The 16939-nt window shown below is 64.9% G+C and carries 14 protein-coding genes; 4 read left to right on the forward strand and 10 right to left on the reverse strand.

Translation table 11 applies throughout. The features are described from left to right. Positions 1-70 precede the first annotated feature (70 nt). Both C4900_RS13980 and C4900_RS13985 read right to left on the reverse strand, forming a co-directional pair. Positions 71-325 carry a hypothetical protein gene (locus C4900_RS13980; protein WP_065971186.1) on the reverse strand — a complete coding sequence of 85 codons (255 nt, stop codon included), beginning with the start codon at positions 323-325 and terminating at the stop codon, positions 71-73. A 40-nt stretch (positions 326-365) separates the two neighbouring features. Further along, positions 366-1079 (reverse strand): phosphoadenylyl-sulfate reductase, encoded by a 714-nt coding sequence (locus tag C4900_RS13985; protein ID WP_065971184.1) that lies wholly within the window; start codon positions 1077-1079, stop codon positions 366-368. A 148-nt stretch (positions 1080-1227) separates the two neighbouring features. On the opposite strand from C4900_RS13985, the gene C4900_RS13990 reads away from it, so the two are divergent. After that, positions 1228-2166, forward strand: coding sequence for a CysB family HTH-type transcriptional regulator (locus tag C4900_RS13990; RefSeq protein ID WP_065971182.1), 939 nt, complete (start codon positions 1228-1230; stop codon positions 2164-2166). Between the two features lie 184 nt (positions 2167-2350). On the opposite strand, the gene C4900_RS13995 is transcribed toward C4900_RS13990, so the two are convergent. The 7 genes from C4900_RS13995 to C4900_RS14030 form a co-directional block, all read right to left on the reverse strand. Next, entirely contained in the window at positions 2351-3595 is a 1245-nt protein-coding gene (locus C4900_RS13995) for a nucleoside phosphorylase-I family protein (RefSeq protein WP_114283287.1), read from the reverse strand. A 713-nt stretch (positions 3596-4308) separates the two neighbouring features. Then, positions 4309-5142, reverse strand: a complete 834-nt coding sequence (locus C4900_RS14005) for a cytochrome c1 (RefSeq protein ID WP_114283288.1) — start codon at positions 5140-5142, stop codon at positions 4309-4311. Then, positions 5139-6350 carry a cytochrome b gene (locus C4900_RS14010; protein WP_065969658.1) on the reverse strand — a complete coding sequence of 404 codons (1212 nt, stop codon included), beginning with the start codon at positions 6348-6350 and terminating at the stop codon, positions 5139-5141. The genes C4900_RS14005 and C4900_RS14010 overlap by 4 nt, the downstream gene beginning before the upstream one ends. Positions 6351-6543: 193 nt before the next feature. After that, positions 6544-7167, reverse strand: coding sequence for a ubiquinol-cytochrome c reductase iron-sulfur subunit (petA, locus tag C4900_RS14015; RefSeq protein ID WP_228579731.1), 624 nt, complete (start codon positions 7165-7167; stop codon positions 6544-6546). A gap of 105 nt (positions 7168-7272) precedes the next feature. Beyond that, positions 7273-8046 (reverse strand): SDR family NAD(P)-dependent oxidoreductase, encoded by a 774-nt coding sequence (locus C4900_RS14020; protein ID WP_211306976.1) that lies wholly within the window; start codon positions 8044-8046, stop codon positions 7273-7275. Positions 8047-8060: 14 nt separating this feature from the next. Continuing rightward, positions 8061-8807 carry a c-type cytochrome gene (locus C4900_RS14025; protein WP_114283290.1) on the reverse strand — a complete coding sequence of 249 codons (747 nt, stop codon included), beginning with the start codon at positions 8805-8807 and terminating at the stop codon, positions 8061-8063. 673 nt (positions 8808-9480) lie between these two features. Then, positions 9481-10290 (reverse strand): EAL domain-containing protein, encoded by an 810-nt coding sequence (locus C4900_RS14030; protein ID WP_114283291.1) that lies wholly within the window; start codon positions 10288-10290, stop codon positions 9481-9483. A gap of 473 nt (positions 10291-10763) precedes the next feature. Here C4900_RS14030 and C4900_RS14035 point away from each other — a divergent pair, with 473 nt between their 5' ends. Then, a complete protein-coding gene (locus C4900_RS14035) occupies positions 10764-14408 on the forward strand; it encodes an AAA family ATPase (RefSeq protein WP_114283292.1) in 3645 nt (1214 codons plus the stop codon). 31 nt (positions 14409-14439) lie between these two features. On the opposite strand, the gene C4900_RS14040 is transcribed toward C4900_RS14035, so the two are convergent. Then, positions 14440-14625: a hypothetical protein gene (locus C4900_RS14040; protein ID WP_065970811.1), complete on the reverse strand. Its 186-nt coding sequence runs from the start codon at positions 14623-14625 to the stop codon at positions 14440-14442. A gap of 387 nt (positions 14626-15012) precedes the next feature. Here C4900_RS14040 and C4900_RS14045 point away from each other — a divergent pair, with 387 nt between their 5' ends. Then, positions 15013-15165, forward strand: a complete 153-nt coding sequence (locus C4900_RS14045) for a hypothetical protein (protein ID WP_211306977.1) — start codon at positions 15013-15015, stop codon at positions 15163-15165. A 63-nt stretch (positions 15166-15228) separates the two neighbouring features. Further along, entirely contained in the window at positions 15229-16905 is a 1677-nt protein-coding gene (locus tag C4900_RS14050) for a peptide ABC transporter substrate-binding protein (RefSeq protein WP_211306978.1), read from the forward strand. Positions 16906-16939 lie beyond the last annotated feature (34 nt).

Raw genomic sequence — 16939 nt, forward strand, 5'->3', positions numbered from 1 at the left:
CGTGGGCACGGCGCGCCGCCTACGGGGATGATCGCGGTCATCGCGGCGTTGCCGGGGACCCTGATACGCCCTATGTAGGCTTACACATCGGCCAACGCCCGATCCGCGAGGGGATTGAGCGGCCGGAGGCTATGATCGCCATCGAAAGGCGGAAGCGGCGGATGGCCACCTCGCCGCCGGCTTGCGCCGCCACCCGGTAACCCGCGCCTTGGCGCCGGCCCGCACGCCCCAGGGGTTCGGCCTTGCCGACACCGCCACGGTGCGCACGCGCTGTCAGGGACCGGCCATTGGCCAACACCGCCGGCGCATGGTCGCGCGCGATCACACCGAGATACCTTGTGAGGTCCTCGAGCTGGCGCCCCCGCTCATGACACCTCGTCTTCCTCGGCCACGGCCTGCTCCTCACGGGCGTGACAGCCGCACTCCTTGGTCTCGCCGCTCTCCCACCACCAGCGGCCGGCGCGCAGATCCTCGCCAGGCGCCACGGCGCGCGTGCACGGCGCGCACCCTAGGCTCGGATAATCGCGATCGTGGAGCGTGTTGTAGGGCACGTCGAACGCGCGGATGTAGCCCCAGACATCGGCCAGGGTCCAATCCGCGAGCGGGTTGAACTTGGAAAGGCCGTGGTCGCTATCGAATTCCGAGAACGTCACCTCCTGGCGCGTGGCGGCCTGTTCGCGGCGCAGCCCCGTGATCCAGGCCTTCTTGGCGGCGAGCGCCCGTCCCAGGGGCTCGACCTTGCGGATGCGGCAGCACTCGCGGCGCAGGGGCACGCTCTCATAAAAGGCGTTCACGCCATGGCGGCGTGTGAATCCCTCCACGGCCCCGGTATCCGGGAAATACACCGCCATGCGCACACCGTAGCGCCCGGCCACCTGATCCATCAGACGATAGGTCTCCTCGGGCAAGCGGCCGGTATCGAGCGTAAACATGCCGATCCCGGGGGCGTGCTGCATGATGAGGTCGGTGAGCACCATATCCTCTAGGCCGAGACTGTTGGCGAATACCGCGGGCGCGTGGTCGCGCTCTATGGCCACCAGCCGCCGGCCGACCTCCTGCGCCTTTCGTTCCCAAACCATCCTTCCCCCTATGTGTCGCCCGGGCCTGCGCCGGGGCCTTGAATGTCTGCCGTAAACGGCGATGCGCGACAACATAGCGAAGTTGCTTTATATTGACAACGAATATCGAGTTACTTATTTATTTCTTAATGTTATATAGAGGGAAGCCATGAAGCTTCAGCAGCTGCGCTATCTCTGCGAGGTCGTGCGCCAGGGCTTGAGCATGTCGGCGGCCGCCGAGGCCCTGCATACCTCCCAACCGGGGATCAGCAAACAACTGCGGCTGCTAGAGGAGGAACTCGGGGTCGACATCCTGGTGCGCAACGGCAAGCGCGTGGTGGCGATCACGGAACCGGGGAAGGCCCTGGTCGCGATCGCCCAGCGCATGCTGCGCGATGCCGAAAACCTAAAGCGCCTAGGTGAGGATTTTCGCAACGACGCCCGCGGGCGCCTGACCATCGCCACGACCCACACCCAGGCACGCTATGCCCTGCCCGAGACCGTACGACAGTTCAGCCGCCTATATCCCGAGGTGCGCCTCTCACTGCACCAGGGCAACCCCCAGCAGATCGCCGAACAGGTCATATCCGGGGAGGCGGACTTCTGCATCGCCACCGAGGCCCTCACGCTCTACGATGAGCTCATCACCCTACCCTGCTACGAATGGAATCACTGCGCCATCTGTCCGCCCGGCCATCCACTGCTCAAGGCCCGCCGGGTGTCATTAGAGACCCTCGCCCACTACCCGGTGGTGACCTACGATCTAGCCTTCTCGGGGCGCAGCAAGATCAGCGAGGCCTTCGAACAACACGGGCTTGCGTTAAATGTGGTGTTGACCGCGATCGATGCCGACGTCATCAAGACCTACGTCGAGCTGGGCCTTGGTATCGGCATCGTCGCCCACATGGCCTTCGATCCGCGACGCGACCGGGGGCTGCGCGCGCTCGATCTGAGCCACCTGTTCCCGGCGAGCGTGTCACGGCTGGGGATCCGGCGCGGTGCCTACCTGCGGCGCTACATGTACGACTTCATCGCGCTTTTCGTGCCACGCCTGACGCGACCGGAGATCGAGGCCGCGCTCGCGACGGGGGCAGAAGACAGAGATTGAGTACGAGTACCGAGTCCTGCCCCGAACCGCGACGCACTCATCACCCGACCCTGCTACGAGGGAACGGCGGCAGGCGCATCGACGCCCGTGGACAACGCCCACAGGACCGCCGTTTTGGTGATTCTCTCGGGCCGCGACATGTCCCTGGGGCCTTTCTTCTTCCGGTACCCTTTCGTCCGCGCCCTCAATCGCATCCGGCCCCGCTCAGGAGACCATGCGGCACGGTCGGGTGAACATAGCGGGCATGCGCGTAAGGGTCAGAAAATGGCGTCGCGTAAGACTTCGTGAGGAGCTCATGACCGTAGTGCTTGATGAACGACACCATGATGGCGTCACTGACATTCTGGGCTATGGCCGATGCACTCATGCCCCGCGCCCCTGCCGGCGGGCGCGGAACGCCCGCGCGCGTATGGGGTAGCTCGAGGATACTGTCAGATATAGTGCTCACCTCAATGAAGGGGATGTGATACAGGGCTGAGACCACCGCCGAGAACCAGTCCCCATCCTCATCGACCTCGTGGAATACGGAATCGGTCTGGGCGATGAAGGCCTTATTGGCAAGCCACATGGAAGAGGTTCCCTGAATACCATAGTAATAGACACGGGGCGCGGTCTGGTGGTAACCCTTGTTCAACCAAGCCGGCAGGGTGGTGGCCGACGCCACGCGATGCGCGCTGCACGCAAGGTCCTTGAGTAGCCGCGGATTCAAGTAGATGTCCATGTATTTCCCCATGGAGCTTACGCCATGGAACTCATCGGGCACGAGCCGCCCGGACCGCGTCATGAAGAAGTTGCCGAAGTTCACCTGCTTGGCGCCCAGCACGACATCCCCAATCAGCATGCGCGGCGGCGCGACATGGGCGCCAGACGTACCGGGGTACAACACCGCCTTGAGATGAAAATGGATGGCCATCGCCTGAGTCGACAGGCTACGCGTGAACTCACCGCCAAAGGGTTGTATGCAATACACGATCGGGATCTTGTCGATGGTCCCCGTATGGAAGGTAAATGGCCCGTACTTGCGCGTACTCGAGGCCGCGACGTGGCGGGTTATGGCGCCGTAGTGCGGCGGTCCGATGGGAATGACGATGCCGATGCGGGGCGTGGGATCGTACGCGATAGGCGCGCCTGCGAGCGCGGCGTAAGCGGCCGGACCGGCGAGGAGTACGGGAACCACAACAAAGGCGCGCAACGGGGACAGGCCATGGTGACGTTTGAAAGCGGCGCGCGCGCCATCCGCACGTACCCCTATGGCGCGCATCCTGCCGTGGCAGCCCGTCTTCCCATGGACCCCGCCCGTCGCCCGTATCGCGCCACGGAGAGATTCCAAGGCAGCGGCGCAGGCACGCTGGTAGCCGCGGATGACGCCCGCCAGGCGAGCGCGCGACGAGACCGCACGCTTGCGGGGATTGCGCGAGAGACAAGACATGTAGGCCTCACTTCTTCAGGATGATCGATGGGCGGCCTATAGCAATATATGTACCATCGCAGTCAATGGAAGAGGATGCCCGCGGACTCATGACGATCTCGGGCGTGCGGCGACGGCAGGCATGGGAGATCGCACCAGGAACGCCATATGCCAGCCAGGATACGCCCATTTTTGTGCGTGTGTCGGTCTGATGTAGGCAAGACGTCGTGCAAGGTATGCGTACGCTTAGGCCCTGTGCGGCCTATGGGGCGCAAAACGGCGGAAGGGGCCAAGGATCGGGAAGCACCGCGAAGGAGGGCCATCACGGCGCGCCCAGGTTTCCTTCTCGCTTTAACCCGTGGATCCTCGATCGTTCCTGGGGTCGTAAGCGGCGGGCGCCGGGCCTACGCGACCAACGCCGGCTGCGGGTCGCGCAGCTGGTCTGACCTTGGAAAGGCCGTTATTCGGCCGGCGGTTGATGCGCGGGCGCATGACGGACAGCCGGCGGCCACCGGTTGCGGCCAGCACCTTGCATTGGTGGATTTCGGCAGGGGCAAGGGCGCACGCCCGGAGGTGCGGAAGAACACGGGGCGTATCGCGCGGGCGGCGCGTGACACCGGGAGGCAGTCGCTGTTGGGTCTACGGGTGGGTCGCGGTCTTGCGGCACTGGGATAAAAAATGCGCACCGGACGCCTAGGGGGACGTACCGGTGCGCAAACCCCGCTAGCAATCGTTCAAGGTCCGCTGTGTGGACCCGTATCGGGAGACGCCGTCGTGGACGCCTTCCAGGATGACGCATGAGTGGAGTCGCCGCCCTCCGTGGACGGCGAGGAGTCGGTCTTGGCCTTGGGGTTACGGACCTTCCCAGCCCACACCTCCCGCCAATAATCCTTCTTCAGGAGGTAGGCGAGGATCGAGAGGATGACGAACACCCCGATCACGTAGCGGCCGAGGGCACGGCGCTCGAACACCGAGGGATCGGAGGCGTAGCGCAGGAACGCCACGACCTCGGCCACCTGGCGGTGATAGACGGCCGGCGACTCGCGCCCCGGGACCAGGAGCTTGCCGGTCTTTGTGTAGATGCCGCCCCACGGCGCCAGGATGTTGGGCATGGCGACGTTCGGGAACACATGGTTGTTCCAGCCCGAGGGGCGCTTCGGATCCCAGTAGAAGGACGTGAGATAGGTGTAGAGGAAGCGCGGGCCGAGGGCACGGGCCATGTGGCTCAAGTTCGGCGGCGGCAGCCCCAGCCACTTCTTGGCCTGGGCCTGGGTCATGGCCGGCTTCATGCCCTTCAGGTAGTTGGCCCCACCCGGGAACATGATGGTCTTTTGGATCTCGGCCTTGGTCATGCCCAGGTCCGTGGCCAGGCGGTTATAACGCAGGTTGCTCACCGCATGGCAGGCGCTGCAATGATCGGCAAAGAACTGCGCACCGGCGATGACCGTGGCCTTGGTGAACGGCAGCGCGGGCGGGGCCGGCGGGGCCACCGGGGCGACCGCGGCATACGCCGCCGTGGTCAGGGCCAGGAGCGGGCCTAAGACGGCCAGGCGTAGGGGGGTTTTCATGAGCGCACCCTTTCCGGCACCGGCCGGGTCGGTTCAAAACGGCTGATGATCGGCAGCAGGACATAAAAGCCGACGTAGATAATCGCCCCCAGGCGTTCGATCAGGAAGTACTTGGGGAGCGGCGGCTGTTCGCCCACCCAGGCGAGCGTGAAGAAGGTCACGGCCATGATGAGGATCATGATCCGATAGACCGGCCGATAGCGGCTCGAGCGCACCTTGCAGCGATCGAGCCACGGCAGGAAGAACGGCAGGACGATGGCCACGACCATGAGCGTGATGCCCTCGTACTTGTTCGGCACCGCGCGCAGCATGGCGTAATAGGGCGCGAGATACCAAGGCGGGGTCACATCCGGCAGGCTCACCATGGGGTTGGCACGAAAGAACGTGGTGCGCTCCAGGAACACGCCGTGCATGGTCGGGGCGTAGAAGATGATGGCCGCGAAGATCGTGAGAAACACCGCCACCCCGAAGATGTCCTTCACCGTGTAGTACGGATGGAAGGGGATGCCGTCCACAGGCACGCCGTCTGGGCCCTTGCGGTCTTTGATCTCGATGCCATCGGGGTTGTTCGAGCCCACCTGATGGAGCGCCAGGATGTGCAGCACGATGAACGCCGCGATGATGAGAAACCACAGCACCGCATGCAGCGCCAGGAAGCGCTCGAGGGTCGCAGTCCCCACCCCCGGGCCGCCGCGCGCGAGCGTGGTGAGCCCCGGGCCTATGACCGGCACCGCATGGATGATGGAGGTGATCACCTGTCCGGCCCAGTACGACAGGTTGCCAAACGGCAGGACGTAGCCGAAGAACGCCTCGCCCATCATGAGGATGTAGAGGATGTACCCGATGATCCACAGGAGCTCACGGGGCCTGCGGTAGGAGCCGTACAAGAGACCGCGGCCCATGTGCAGGTAGAGCAGGATGAAGATCAGAGACACCCCATCGACATGCATGTAGCGAATGAGCCAGCCCCACTTCGTGTCATACATGATGCCCTGCACGGAGTTGAAGGCGTCCGCGCTCGTGGGGACATAATGGGCCATGAGGAAGAAGCCCGATATGAGCTGCAAGACGATCATGAGCAGCAAAAGCGAGCCCGTGTAATACAGGATGTTGAAGTTCTTGGGGGCGTAATACTCCGTCATGTGCTCGCGCATCATGTCGCGTGCCGGGAAGCGCGCGTTGAACCAGTCCGCCAGTCTGCTACTCATATCCGTTCACCCCTGCCCGATGCCAGCGGCCGATCCAGGACCGCGTTTCTCTCCCTACCCGGCCGGCTGGCCGAGTCCCAATGATGCGCGAGACCTCTAGAGCCTCGAAGATCCGCGAGTACCGCGCTTGCCTGGTCCGGTACGGCGGCCTGTGATGCGCCATCCGTGTAGCGGACCGCCGAATGGGCCGCCCTTAACATAAATGCGCCTTCGGATACATCTTGGTGACGGTCACCGACTTGCCGTCCGGCGCGTAGTGGTACTCGGGGATGCACATGTTGTGCGGGGCCGGGGAACCCTTGATGACCCGCCCGGACAGGTCGTACATCGACCCATGGCAGGGGCAGTGGAAGCCCCCGACCCACCACGCCGTCACCGACGCCTTCTTGGGGCGGTAATGGGGGATGCAGCACAGGTGATTGCAGATACGAACCATCACCAGCCACTCGGGCTTGCGCGCCCGGTACATGTTCTTGCAGTAAGGGGGCTGCTGAGGGACTGTACAGTTGGGGTCCTTCAGCAAGTTCTTCTTCTCAGCCTCAAGCAGACTCGCCAGCATCTCCGGCGTGCGGTTGACGATGATCACGGGCTTTTTCTGCCACGGGACCGTCAGCTGCATGCCGGGTTCGATCGGGGCCAGATTGACGGTCGTCGACGCGGCCGCGTTCTCGGCCGCGGTCGGCTCGAGGCTTTCCACGAACACTGTGGCCATCGCCCCCGCGACACCTGCCCCCACGGCGGAGGTCGCCGCGACGGTTAAAAAGCGTCGGCGGCTTGTATCCACCGTACCACCCATATCGCTCATCGTCTTTCCCATGCTCCTACCTCAGCCTTCGTTGTCGTTGCGCCGTGCCGCGCGGTCACGGCCTGTCAGATATTTCATCCCTGTCAGCCTCATGGCCTGAACTCCGGTCTTGCAGGCCTACGAGGCCTGACGGTGACCCGCCCCCTCCATCCACTCCCAGGCCTGGACGCGCTGGCCGCGATAGGGGTGGCCGGTGGCGGCCATAAGCGCGACATAGGCGGGCATCAGGGCCTCGGGGGTCGGCCACGAGGCGATCGGGGCCCCGGGGTGGGTGCGCAACCGCATCTCGGTGCGCGCCGGGCCGGGGTCGAGGACATGAACCCGTACCGGGGTGTTGCTCAACTCCGCGGCCCACATGAGCGCGAGGTTGTCGGCCCCGGCCTTGGCCACGCCGTAGGCCCCCCAATAGCCCTTGGGGTAGGGGGCGCAGGCATCGCTCGTAAAGAGCACCGCGGCATCGGCGGCCGCGGTCAAAAGTGGCAGGCACGCCTGGGTCAACAGGAACGGGGCGGTGAGATTGACCTGCAGGGTGTGGGTCCAGGTGTCGTACGGATGGAAGGCCAACGGGGTCAGCATCTCCAGGACCGCGGCGTTGTGCAAAAGGCCCTCCAGGTGTCCGACCTGATCGGTGAGCGCGGCCGCGAGCGCGGCATAGTCGGCGGGGGTGGCGACCGCCAGATCGAGCGGGTGGGCGATGGGGGTCGGGGCACCTGTGGCGACGATCGCGTCATAGACCGCCTCGAGCGCTGCCACCTGCCGATCGAGCAGGATGACCTCGGCGCCGTGACGGGCATAGGCGAGCGCCGCGGCGTAGCCGAGGCCCTGGCCGGCGCCGGTCACGAGCACCGCGCGGCCTGTCAGGCCATCGGCCGGGGGCATGGGATGGGCCATCAGGGACTCCTTCACTACAGGGTATGGACGTAGGCGGCCAGCGCGGTCATCTGCGCAGTCGACAGCTTGCCGGCGACGGTGCGCATGATGGCGTGCGGGTCATTGGTGCGGGTCTTGGCCTTGAACGCCTGGAGCTGGGCGATGATATAGGCCTGATGCTGGCCGGCGAGACGCGGGAACCACGGCAGGAGCCCGCGGCCGGTGGCGCCATGACAGGCCATGCATGCCGGCAGATGGGTGGCGATCTCACCGCCCATGAAGAGCTTGCGCCCGGCGGCCACGAGCTTCGGGTTCGCAGGCTGCCCCGGGGCGCCCTTCTGGCTTGCGAAATAGAGCGCGATCGCGCGGATCTCGTGACGCGGGATCATCGCCGCCATGCCCCACATGATGGACTTGGCCAGGGGGTCGGCGCGTGTGTGGTTGCGGAAGTCCTCGATCTGCTTCACGAGATAGGGCTCGCCCTGACCGGCGAGGTTCGGGAACTCACCCAAAGGCGAGATACCGGTCATCCCATGACAGGCCGAACAGGTGCTGGCCACGAGCGCCGGCATCTTCGGGTGCGCGGCCACGAGCGGCGGCGTGCGCCCGGTCAAAAGCCGTGCCTTGACCAAAGCGGCCTTGGGCTTGGCGGTCTTGGGCTTGTGGGTCGCGGCCTTGGCGGCCTTCGCCGGCTTGGGCGTCGCCGCCGGGTTCGCGGCATAGGCGGCGGTCATGACCGCCAGTCCCAGTCCCAGTGCTAACGCCTTCTGTAGCCCTCTCATGCGTCTACGCTCTCCTCAGCCTTGATGATGTTACGGGCAACGCCCCCGGTGATTCCTACGCGTAATGCCGTCTTCGCAGCCGCGTTCTTGCCCCGATAGGCAGCCACGAGATCACGGGTTTGCGACCTCCTCACGGCCGCCACCCGACCCCGCCTGCGCATCACGCGCCTTTCCCGAAGGCACCCCGCCCGATCTGTTCCATCCATAAATAAATTATTCTATACATAAAGACATAAAGCTGACTTATCAGGTCAATAAAATATACATATGTTTTGAGCTAAGTAAAGGGGCACGACAGCGGTATGTCTTGCGGGGCGCGGTTTTGGGTTGGGATGGCAGCGAAAGCGGGCCTGACAGGGCCTGAAACACCTTGAACTCGGGCCTTTGCGCGCACTACCCGGTATAACCGCGGGGCGCTGTATCGCATCCCTGGTCCCGCTTGGGCTTTGGGCCCGTCCGGTTATGACGGCAGCTTTAGGGGGATCCTGTGGCCGCCGGGGCCACGACACCAGCCCGATCCGAGCGGGGTCTGTAGACACCCGGGGCTAGAAAAGCCTCGCATGATACGAGCCTTCTTGGCGGCCACAGGCGGGGCGGCCCCAGGCCATGGATGGAACCGGGCCCGCGATCCCGCCGGCAGGACGAGGCGCCAAAACCCATCCGAACGGGGGCGTCAGCGGCCGATACGCCCAACCGCCACGACCGATAACGCGGCGCGGACATAATGGCCCTGCATAAGGCGTACCTTATGATCTGCAAGCCACGCGGCCTCGGCGGCGGTCTCTACACCCATGGCCGCCACATCGATGGCAAGGTCACGAGAGATGGCGAGGATGCCTTTCATCGCCACCTGCCTGGAGCGACTTTCGTCAATGCCGCGCACGAGCAACGGATCGATCTTGATGATGTCCGGCTGGAAATCCACGAGCGCGCCGAGACCCGCGTACCCCTGACCAAAGTGATCGGCGGCGACGCGAAAACCCGCGCCCCGATAATCCGCCAGGACCGCAAGCGCCGTCGGGCGGGGCGCGGCCCATTCCTCGGGCGGGACCTCAAACAGGATGCGCCGCGCCGCGAGACCAGTATCGCGCGCGACATTGAGCACAGCCGCTATCGTGCGCGCGGGCGAGCCTGCCCCGCTCGCGGGCAGATTGACGGCAAGTCGCGTATCCGCCCCTCGGCGCATCGCAATCGAGATCGCGCGCGCCAGCCAATCATGGGAACAATCCCAGACCGCGTCCGCGCCGCGCCCACGCGCCAGCCGCGCCTGCACCTCCAGGGCATAGAGTTCGTGATGGCACCCCGCGACGATCGGCTCGAACGCCAACAGGCAAGGGCCGGATGCCCGACGCCCAGGACCCGCACCCGAAAGGCCGGGTCCTTGTCCGGTGCCGGCAACCACGGGGACGCCAATGCCGTCGCGATCCCGGGCCCGCGATATCACAGGCCGCGCGTGTCGCGTGAAGAACGGTACCTTATTCATAAACCGTATCCGAAACGAGCCGATGGGGAAGAGTCGCGGTCCTTGAGGTGATCGCGATGGGCATTAGTGCCAAAAGGCCAGAAAAATGGCGCCAGACTACGCATCCCCGCTGTAGAATCGCGCCCGGTTACGCCCGGTATGCACATCCCTATGCCCGGGATACCACCCCGAGTCTCGCGCAGCCCTTTAGAAAGCGGCTTACGCACCAAAACCATACCGTCTAAGGGCGCCACTATACCGCCTCTGCTATTGCCGATTATTGTGCCTGTTACACCTTTCGTATCAACGTGTTAGCATGCCTGTATCGGAAAGAAGTCAGTCTGCCACGAGATCGATCCATGCCCCGGCCCTGGAATACGCTTGCGTTTTCAGACAGACCGTAACACCCGACCGCTGGCGGATAGGTCGTATCGACGGGCGGCAGTCCAAGCATCTTGGCCCGTAATCGATGGAATCGGAACCCTGAAAGAGTGATGCGGGAACCCAGAGAACGACGCGATCGCCACGGCTTTGTCGAAATCGCCATCCTCGGTCCGCTCCAGCTGCGCGTCGACGGCCGCGATCGCCCCATTCCGCCGCCCGCGGCGCGCCGCCTGCTCGTGTATCTCGCCATGGAAGGCGACATGCGCTCGCGCGACACCCTGACCGCGCTGCTCTGGCCGGGGATCGCGAAGGACCGCTCGCGCCCGCGATTGAGTCAGGCGCTCCATGGATTGAAGTCCGCGCTCGGCCGCCACGGCCAACATATCCTGCGCGTAGAGGGCGACACCGTGGGTCTGCATGTGCCCCATTACGAGCTCGACGCACGCACCTTCCGGACACTCGCCACCTCGGGCTGCCGACAGGATCGCAGACGCGCCCTGGACCTCTTGCGCGGCGCACTGTACGGATATGATGACCGCGATAATGTCCGCTGGCAGTCCTGGTTCAGCCGCCAGACCGACACGCTCGCGGCCCTCGGCGCCGATCTGTTTCATACGGCATTGAACGAGGCGCGCGCACGCGGGGAATTGTCACAGGCCCAGGACCTCGCGCGCCGATGGATCGGGTTTTCACCCTTCGACGAACTCGCGCATCTTGCCTTCATGGAAACCCTGTGCGAATCGGGCCTCGAGAACACGGCATTGGCCCATGCGGATCTCTTTAGCCGACGCCTCGCCGAAGAGCGCGGGCGGCGCCCGGGAGAGGCCTTGCGCGCCTTTCGAAAACGACTCACGCAACCAGCCGCACCGGTGACACATCGTTCGCCAACCGCAGAAGAACCGTCCCCCACCTTTCATATGGGCACGGTGGCGGTGCTGGCCTGCCATTTACGTAAGGCCGGCGAAGATACCGAGACCTTGGTGGTGCGCCACTATCCCCTGGTTGCCGAGATCGCAAGGCTCTTTGGCGGCCTGCCCCTCCTGAATCCCAACGGCTCGATGGAGGTCCGATTTCATGATCAGGTGGATGGGGCGCGACGCGCAGCCGAGTGCGCGCTGCGCATCCGATCGCGACTCGCCCCCGATGTCCTGATCGATCTGGGCATCCACTGCGGCACGGCCCTCGTGACTTACGACACCAGCCCCCAGATCATGGGCGACGTGTCACGGGCCGCCCATGATCTGGCGTTTCGCAGTACCGGCGACATATTGGTCTCGGGGGCCGCCCGCGATGCCGCCGCAACCCTGTTCCATTACGCCCCCACCGACGAGCCGGAGATTGCGGGCCTCGCCGCCTTCCGGCTCATGGAGCCCCGCGCGGCGCCCTTGACGCATGCCCCACCGCGAACCTTCGGCCGTGAGATCGAAGGACGCGTGCTGCGCACCGCCTGGGCGCGGGTCGCGAGATCCGGACGCGGCGCCCTGATCTATGTCCACGGGGAGCCCGGCATCGGCAAGACCCATCTCCTACACCACTTCGTTCAGGATCTCCCCGCGGATACCCTGGTTCGCTATTATCATTGCGCCCCCGAGCATCAAAGGAGCGTGCTCGGCCCGATTGCGGAGGTCGTCCGCGACATCCTCGGCGGCCACGGCGACACCCTTACCTATCCGGAATTATCGGCGCAACTTGGCGAGCGGGGCATACGCGATGCGTGGCTCGTGGATGTGTGGGCGGCGTGGCTTGGTATACCGGTCTTAGATCCGGTGATCGAGACACGCACCGCCACGGCGGATTTCAAGGAGGTCTTGTATGAGGGTGTGTTGGAGGTTCTCGCCAATGGCCTAAACGAGGTGGCACGCGTCATCATCGTCGACGATGTCCAATGGGCCGACGCCAGCTCGATGGAGCTTCTGGCGCTCTTCATCACGAAGATAGTACGCCTCCCATGCCTGGTCGTTCTCGCGTCCCGTGGACGCGGCGCGCTGCCGACGCCAGCCGGGCTCGCCGCCATTGAGCTCTCCTTGAAGCCGCTGTCGATGGAGGCGGCCGCACAGCTCGTCTCCGATGTCGCCCCCGAGATACCGGTGAGGGTGCGGCGATTGATCGTCGAGCGGGCTGCCGGCACGCCGCTGTTCCTTAGGACCATCGCCCATCTGGCGCACTCCGCGAACGATGCGCAAACGCCGATCCCCGACACCCTCCAAGAGATCCTGGTCGGGCGGATCTACGCCTTGGGCCCGGCCGCGGGCCTGGCTCAGGCCGCATCCATCCTCGGGCAGTCGTTCCCGTCCGAGCATCTCGCCCGCCTATGGGCCTCCCCGGAAGACCACTTCACGCGGTCGTGCGGGGTGTTGAAGGATGCGGGCGTCCTGGTGTGCGACAACGAGGGGCAGACGCGGTTTGCGCACGCGCTCTATTTCGAGGCGGCGCGGGCTACGCTCACGCGCGAACAGGCGCGCAGCTGGCACCACAAGGCGGCCCTGCTCCTGAGTCAGGATGCGCGCTGGAGCGCGGCCTATCCAGAACGCCTCGCCGAGCACTTCACCCGTGGCGGCGACCTGGGTGAGGGCCTCATCTATTGGCGACTGGCGGCCCGGCGCGCGGCCACCCTGCTGGCACCGCAAACTGCACTGCTGCACCTGACCGCGGCCCTCAACGCCATCGAGGAATCGATCGATGCCGAGGCCTTCTGGCGTCATGAGCTCGCCATCCGCTGCGACTTCGCGGCCATCGCGTGGGGCGTGGAGGGCTTTACGAGCGAGCGCATCCGCGCCAACCTGGCACGCCTGCTGGCGCTTTGTGAACGGTATGATGTGACCGGCCCGCCACGTTATCTCGTGTTACGCGCCGCGTGGCTTGACGCCTTTGGATTTGGCGACATGCGTAAGGCCGAGCGCGCCGCGGACACCTTGGCCGACGCCGCCTACGAATGCGAGGAACCGCGCTTTGGCGTGGCCGCCGGGCGCTTCGCCCAAGGGGTCTCGCTTTTGTGGCAAGGACGAATCGAGGCGTCCGCGACGGCCCTGGAAGATGGTATCCGGGAATGCCGGCGCGAGTTCCATGCCTTGAGTCGCAAGCTCCTCGGCGAGGACATCGCCGTAAGCCTGCGCGCCTACCGGACCATCACCCGCCTCGCCCAGGGGCGCCTGGAACAAAGCCTCGGGGAGATCGATGAACTCGAGCGCGAGGCCGAAGATTCCGGCGTCCATGTCACCATTGCCTATGTGCTCACGATCCACGGGGCGCTGGCATTCTTCAAGCGGGACCTCGGGCGCGCCGAACGGGTCGTAGCGCGCCTGGAGGAGGTCTGCGTCGAGGCCTCGCTCACGTTGTGGGCGACGGTGGGCTCGATATATCGGGCGTGGACGCGCGCGGAGGCCGGCGATTGGACGGAGGATGCCGCCCGCCACCTGGCCACCGCGCTTTTGGGCATCGAGACGATGTGGCGTAGCGGACTCGCATTTTGCGCCACGATCCAATGCGCGGCCCTGCTCGCCGCGGGCGATCCGGGGTTCCCGGAGGCCATGCGTCGCGCGCGTGAGCTTATCGACACCACTGGGGCGTACTTCATGCTGCCAGACCTCTTGCTGCAAGACGGCCTGTGGCATCGGCGGCTTCGCGATCCACGGATGCGCAAAACCGCGCTCGCGCTTATGCGTGAGGCCGAGATACGTGCCCGCGAACAGGGCAACCACCTGTGTGCCGACAGGGCGCGTGAGGCGGCGGCCAATCTCCGTCGGGCACGCCGCTAGTCGACGAGCCCCGAGGCGTGCGCGACCTTGCCTACTTAGTTGAGTCCTTCTTTATGCGCCCGCTTGTAGCGCCGGTCATGATCCGGCATGGGGGGTCATGGGCCCGCATGAGGGCCACACGCCGCTCGAGCACGGCGAGCGCCAAGGGATCCTCGTCTTCATAGGCCAGGGCCCAAAGGTCCGGAAATGGGAGGGCAAAAAGGCCGGGTTCGTTCACGGTATCCTGATAGGATACGGAATCCCTTGGATAATATCATCCGAAAACATCCGCTCCCCGGCCAATTGCCTCCCTCGATACCGGCGCGGAGGTCGGCGCGGCCCCGGAACGCGCCCTGCCTCACCATAGCCTCGATGCGAAGCACCCGCCGATTGCCGAGGACGAAGCGGAGCCCTATCTGGTGCGCAACCTGACAATAGTCAACAACTCGGTATTATGCCGATGTCGGCATAATACCGAGTTGTTGACTGTGGTGACCCGCCACCAGGACGACCACACCCGAAGTATCGCATTCCTGGGGGATCAGGACGCCGATGGCGGCTCGCCCCCCGCCTTTGACAGGATATGCGCCACAACCCGGGCGACCGCTGCACTAGCCGCCGCCCGATGATCATCAACGGACGGCATGACGGCTTTACGCGCGACGATCTGCGCGCGCCGTGGGATGGTCCCGGGGCACACGCACCGGATCGGACGCCAAGGAAGATCGTCGGTGGCGCGGCGCGCTGCCCCGACTACGCGCACGAGACCGGCGACTAAGCGCCGGGGCCTTTCGTCGCCTATGGTCGCGCCGGACGCACGTCTTTGGCATGATGCGCAAAGATGACGAGATGGGGGCCAGGCATGGCCTTGCGGTACCGGATAGCACGGGCGGTGTTGGGCGGCGGCTTATACGCGTTGGCGGCAAGCGCCCACGCGACACACGCCCCGATCCTCGATCCGGTCCATGGCGGAACGGTGGTCACGGTGCCCGGGGTGGGGCTCTCGCCGCCGGCGGCGGTGAACGGCTTCAACCCGCTCCTGATCTCGTCGGCCTTCGATCAGCAAGCAGCGGGACTACTCTATCAACCGCTCGTATGGGTGACGCGCCGATTCCATATCAACAAGACCTTGAGTATCGCGCGACGCATCACGGTCAGTCCCGGCCATAGGATTTTCACCGTCACCCTATGGCGCCATTGGCGGTGGTCCGACGGGGCGCCGGTGACGACCGCGGATGTGGCCTACACCTACCATATGATTCAGCGCCTGGGGCCACAGTTCGCCAACTACGGAGTCGGCGGCATCCCCACGGACGTGACCTCGTTCCAGGTGCTCGGTCCTTACCGTCTGCGCATCACCCTAAAAAGCCCGGTCAATCCGCACTGGTTCATTCTGAATGGGCTTGCGCTGCTGACACCCCTGCCGGCGGCCGCCTGGCGACATGTCTCGATCACCGGCCTCTACGATCACCTCGCCGACCCGCGCTTCTTCCGCATCGTCGACGGGCCCTTCCGATTGGTATCCTTCGTCGCCGGACGCTATGTCACCTTCGGACCCAATCACCGCTTTACGGGCCCCGATAAGCCCTATCTCCATCGGCTGGTCATGCGCTTCCTGCACAATCCCGAGTCGATCTTCTTTGGTCTGAAGACCGGTAAGATCCAGATTGCCGATCTTCCCCACAAGCTCTTCCCCGGGCGCCGCACCCTCCGGGGTTTCCGTGAACGTACGGTGGGTCCGGTATGGGGGTTCAATTACCTGGGCTTCGATTACGCCAACCCGGCAATCGCCTTCGTGCATGATGCGCGTGTGCGTGTGGCCATGATGCATGCCATCCGCCAGCGCCTCCTGATCCGCGTGCAGTACTACGGGCAGGGCGTGCGCGACTACGGCCCGATCCCGCCGCGACCACCTACCTATCTCTCGCCGCTCGCGCGCCGCCTCGAGCGCACCGGTGCCTACGACCCGCGCCTTGCGCGCCGCCTGCTGCGGGCCGCCGGCTGGCACCGGGGCGCGGATGGCATCCGCGAAAAGGGTGGGCATCGACTCGCGTTCACGGCCCTGCTGCCGCCTGGTCAGGTCCGCGGTCCGACGCTCATAAAAGACATGCTCGCCAAGGTCGGCATCGACATGCGCCTGCGTGAAAAGCCCTTCAACGAGATCGTGGCCATGACCCAGGGGCCGGACGCCACGAAATGGGACGCCATCTACCTCGCCTGGGGGTTGAGCGTCTATCCGAGCGCGCGCAACATTTTTGGTTGTGGCGGGGCCAACAACTTCTATCATTACTGCAGCCGTCGCATGGACGCCTTGCTCGATGCCGTCCCCACCGCATCCGGCAAGAGGGCCATCTATCGCTACGAGGACTACTTCATAAAGACCCAGCCGCTGCTCGTCCTTCCCGGTCAACGCCATGTCATAGAAGCACGCGCCGACATACACGGCCTTAAGCGCGCCTACTCGTCGATTGGCGGTTTCGAGCCCCAATACCTATGGATCGGAAGGCGCAACCGATGACGTGTTCCCGACAGTGTCCGCAAACGGGCGGCGG

This window comes from Acidiferrobacter thiooxydans (assembly GCF_003333315.1).
GTDB classification, from domain to species: Bacteria; Pseudomonadota; Gammaproteobacteria; order Acidiferrobacterales; family Acidiferrobacteraceae; genus Acidiferrobacter; species Acidiferrobacter thiooxydans.

What these genes read in the sequence shown, in the direction of transcription:
- C4900_RS14005 (WP_114283288.1), bottom strand. Translation starts at nt 5,142, where the DNA reads ATGAAAACCCCCCTACGCCTGGCCGTCTTAGGCCCGCTCCTGGCCCTG.
- C4900_RS13995 (WP_114283287.1), bottom strand. Translation starts at nt 3,595, where the DNA reads ATGTCTTGTCTCTCGCGCAATCCCCGCAAGCGTGCGGTCTCGTCGCGC.
- C4900_RS14045 (WP_211306977.1), top strand. Translation starts at nt 15,013, where the DNA reads ATGATCATCAACGGACGGCATGACGGCTTTACGCGCGACGATCTGCGC.
- petA (WP_228579731.1), bottom strand. Translation starts at nt 7,167, where the DNA reads ATGGGAAAGACGATGAGCGATATGGGTGGTACGGTGGATACAAGCCGC.
- C4900_RS14050 (WP_211306978.1), top strand. Translation starts at nt 15,229, where the DNA reads ATGACGAGATGGGGGCCAGGCATGGCCTTGCGGTACCGGATAGCACGG.
- C4900_RS14035 (WP_114283292.1), top strand. Translation starts at nt 10,764, where the DNA reads ATGCGGGAACCCAGAGAACGACGCGATCGCCACGGCTTTGTCGAAATC.
- C4900_RS13985 (WP_065971184.1), bottom strand. Translation starts at nt 1,079, where the DNA reads ATGGTTTGGGAACGAAAGGCGCAGGAGGTCGGCCGGCGGCTGGTGGCC.
- C4900_RS13990 (WP_065971182.1), top strand. Translation starts at nt 1,228, where the DNA reads ATGAAGCTTCAGCAGCTGCGCTATCTCTGCGAGGTCGTGCGCCAGGGC.
- C4900_RS14030 (WP_114283291.1), bottom strand. Translation starts at nt 10,290, where the DNA reads ATGAATAAGGTACCGTTCTTCACGCGACACGCGCGGCCTGTGATATCG.
- C4900_RS14025 (WP_114283290.1), bottom strand. Translation starts at nt 8,807, where the DNA reads ATGAGAGGGCTACAGAAGGCGTTAGCACTGGGACTGGGACTGGCGGTC.
- C4900_RS14010 (WP_065969658.1), bottom strand. Translation starts at nt 6,350, where the DNA reads ATGAGTAGCAGACTGGCGGACTGGTTCAACGCGCGCTTCCCGGCACGC.
- C4900_RS14020 (WP_211306976.1), bottom strand. Translation starts at nt 8,046, where the DNA reads ATGGCCCATCCCATGCCCCCGGCCGATGGCCTGACAGGCCGCGCGGTG.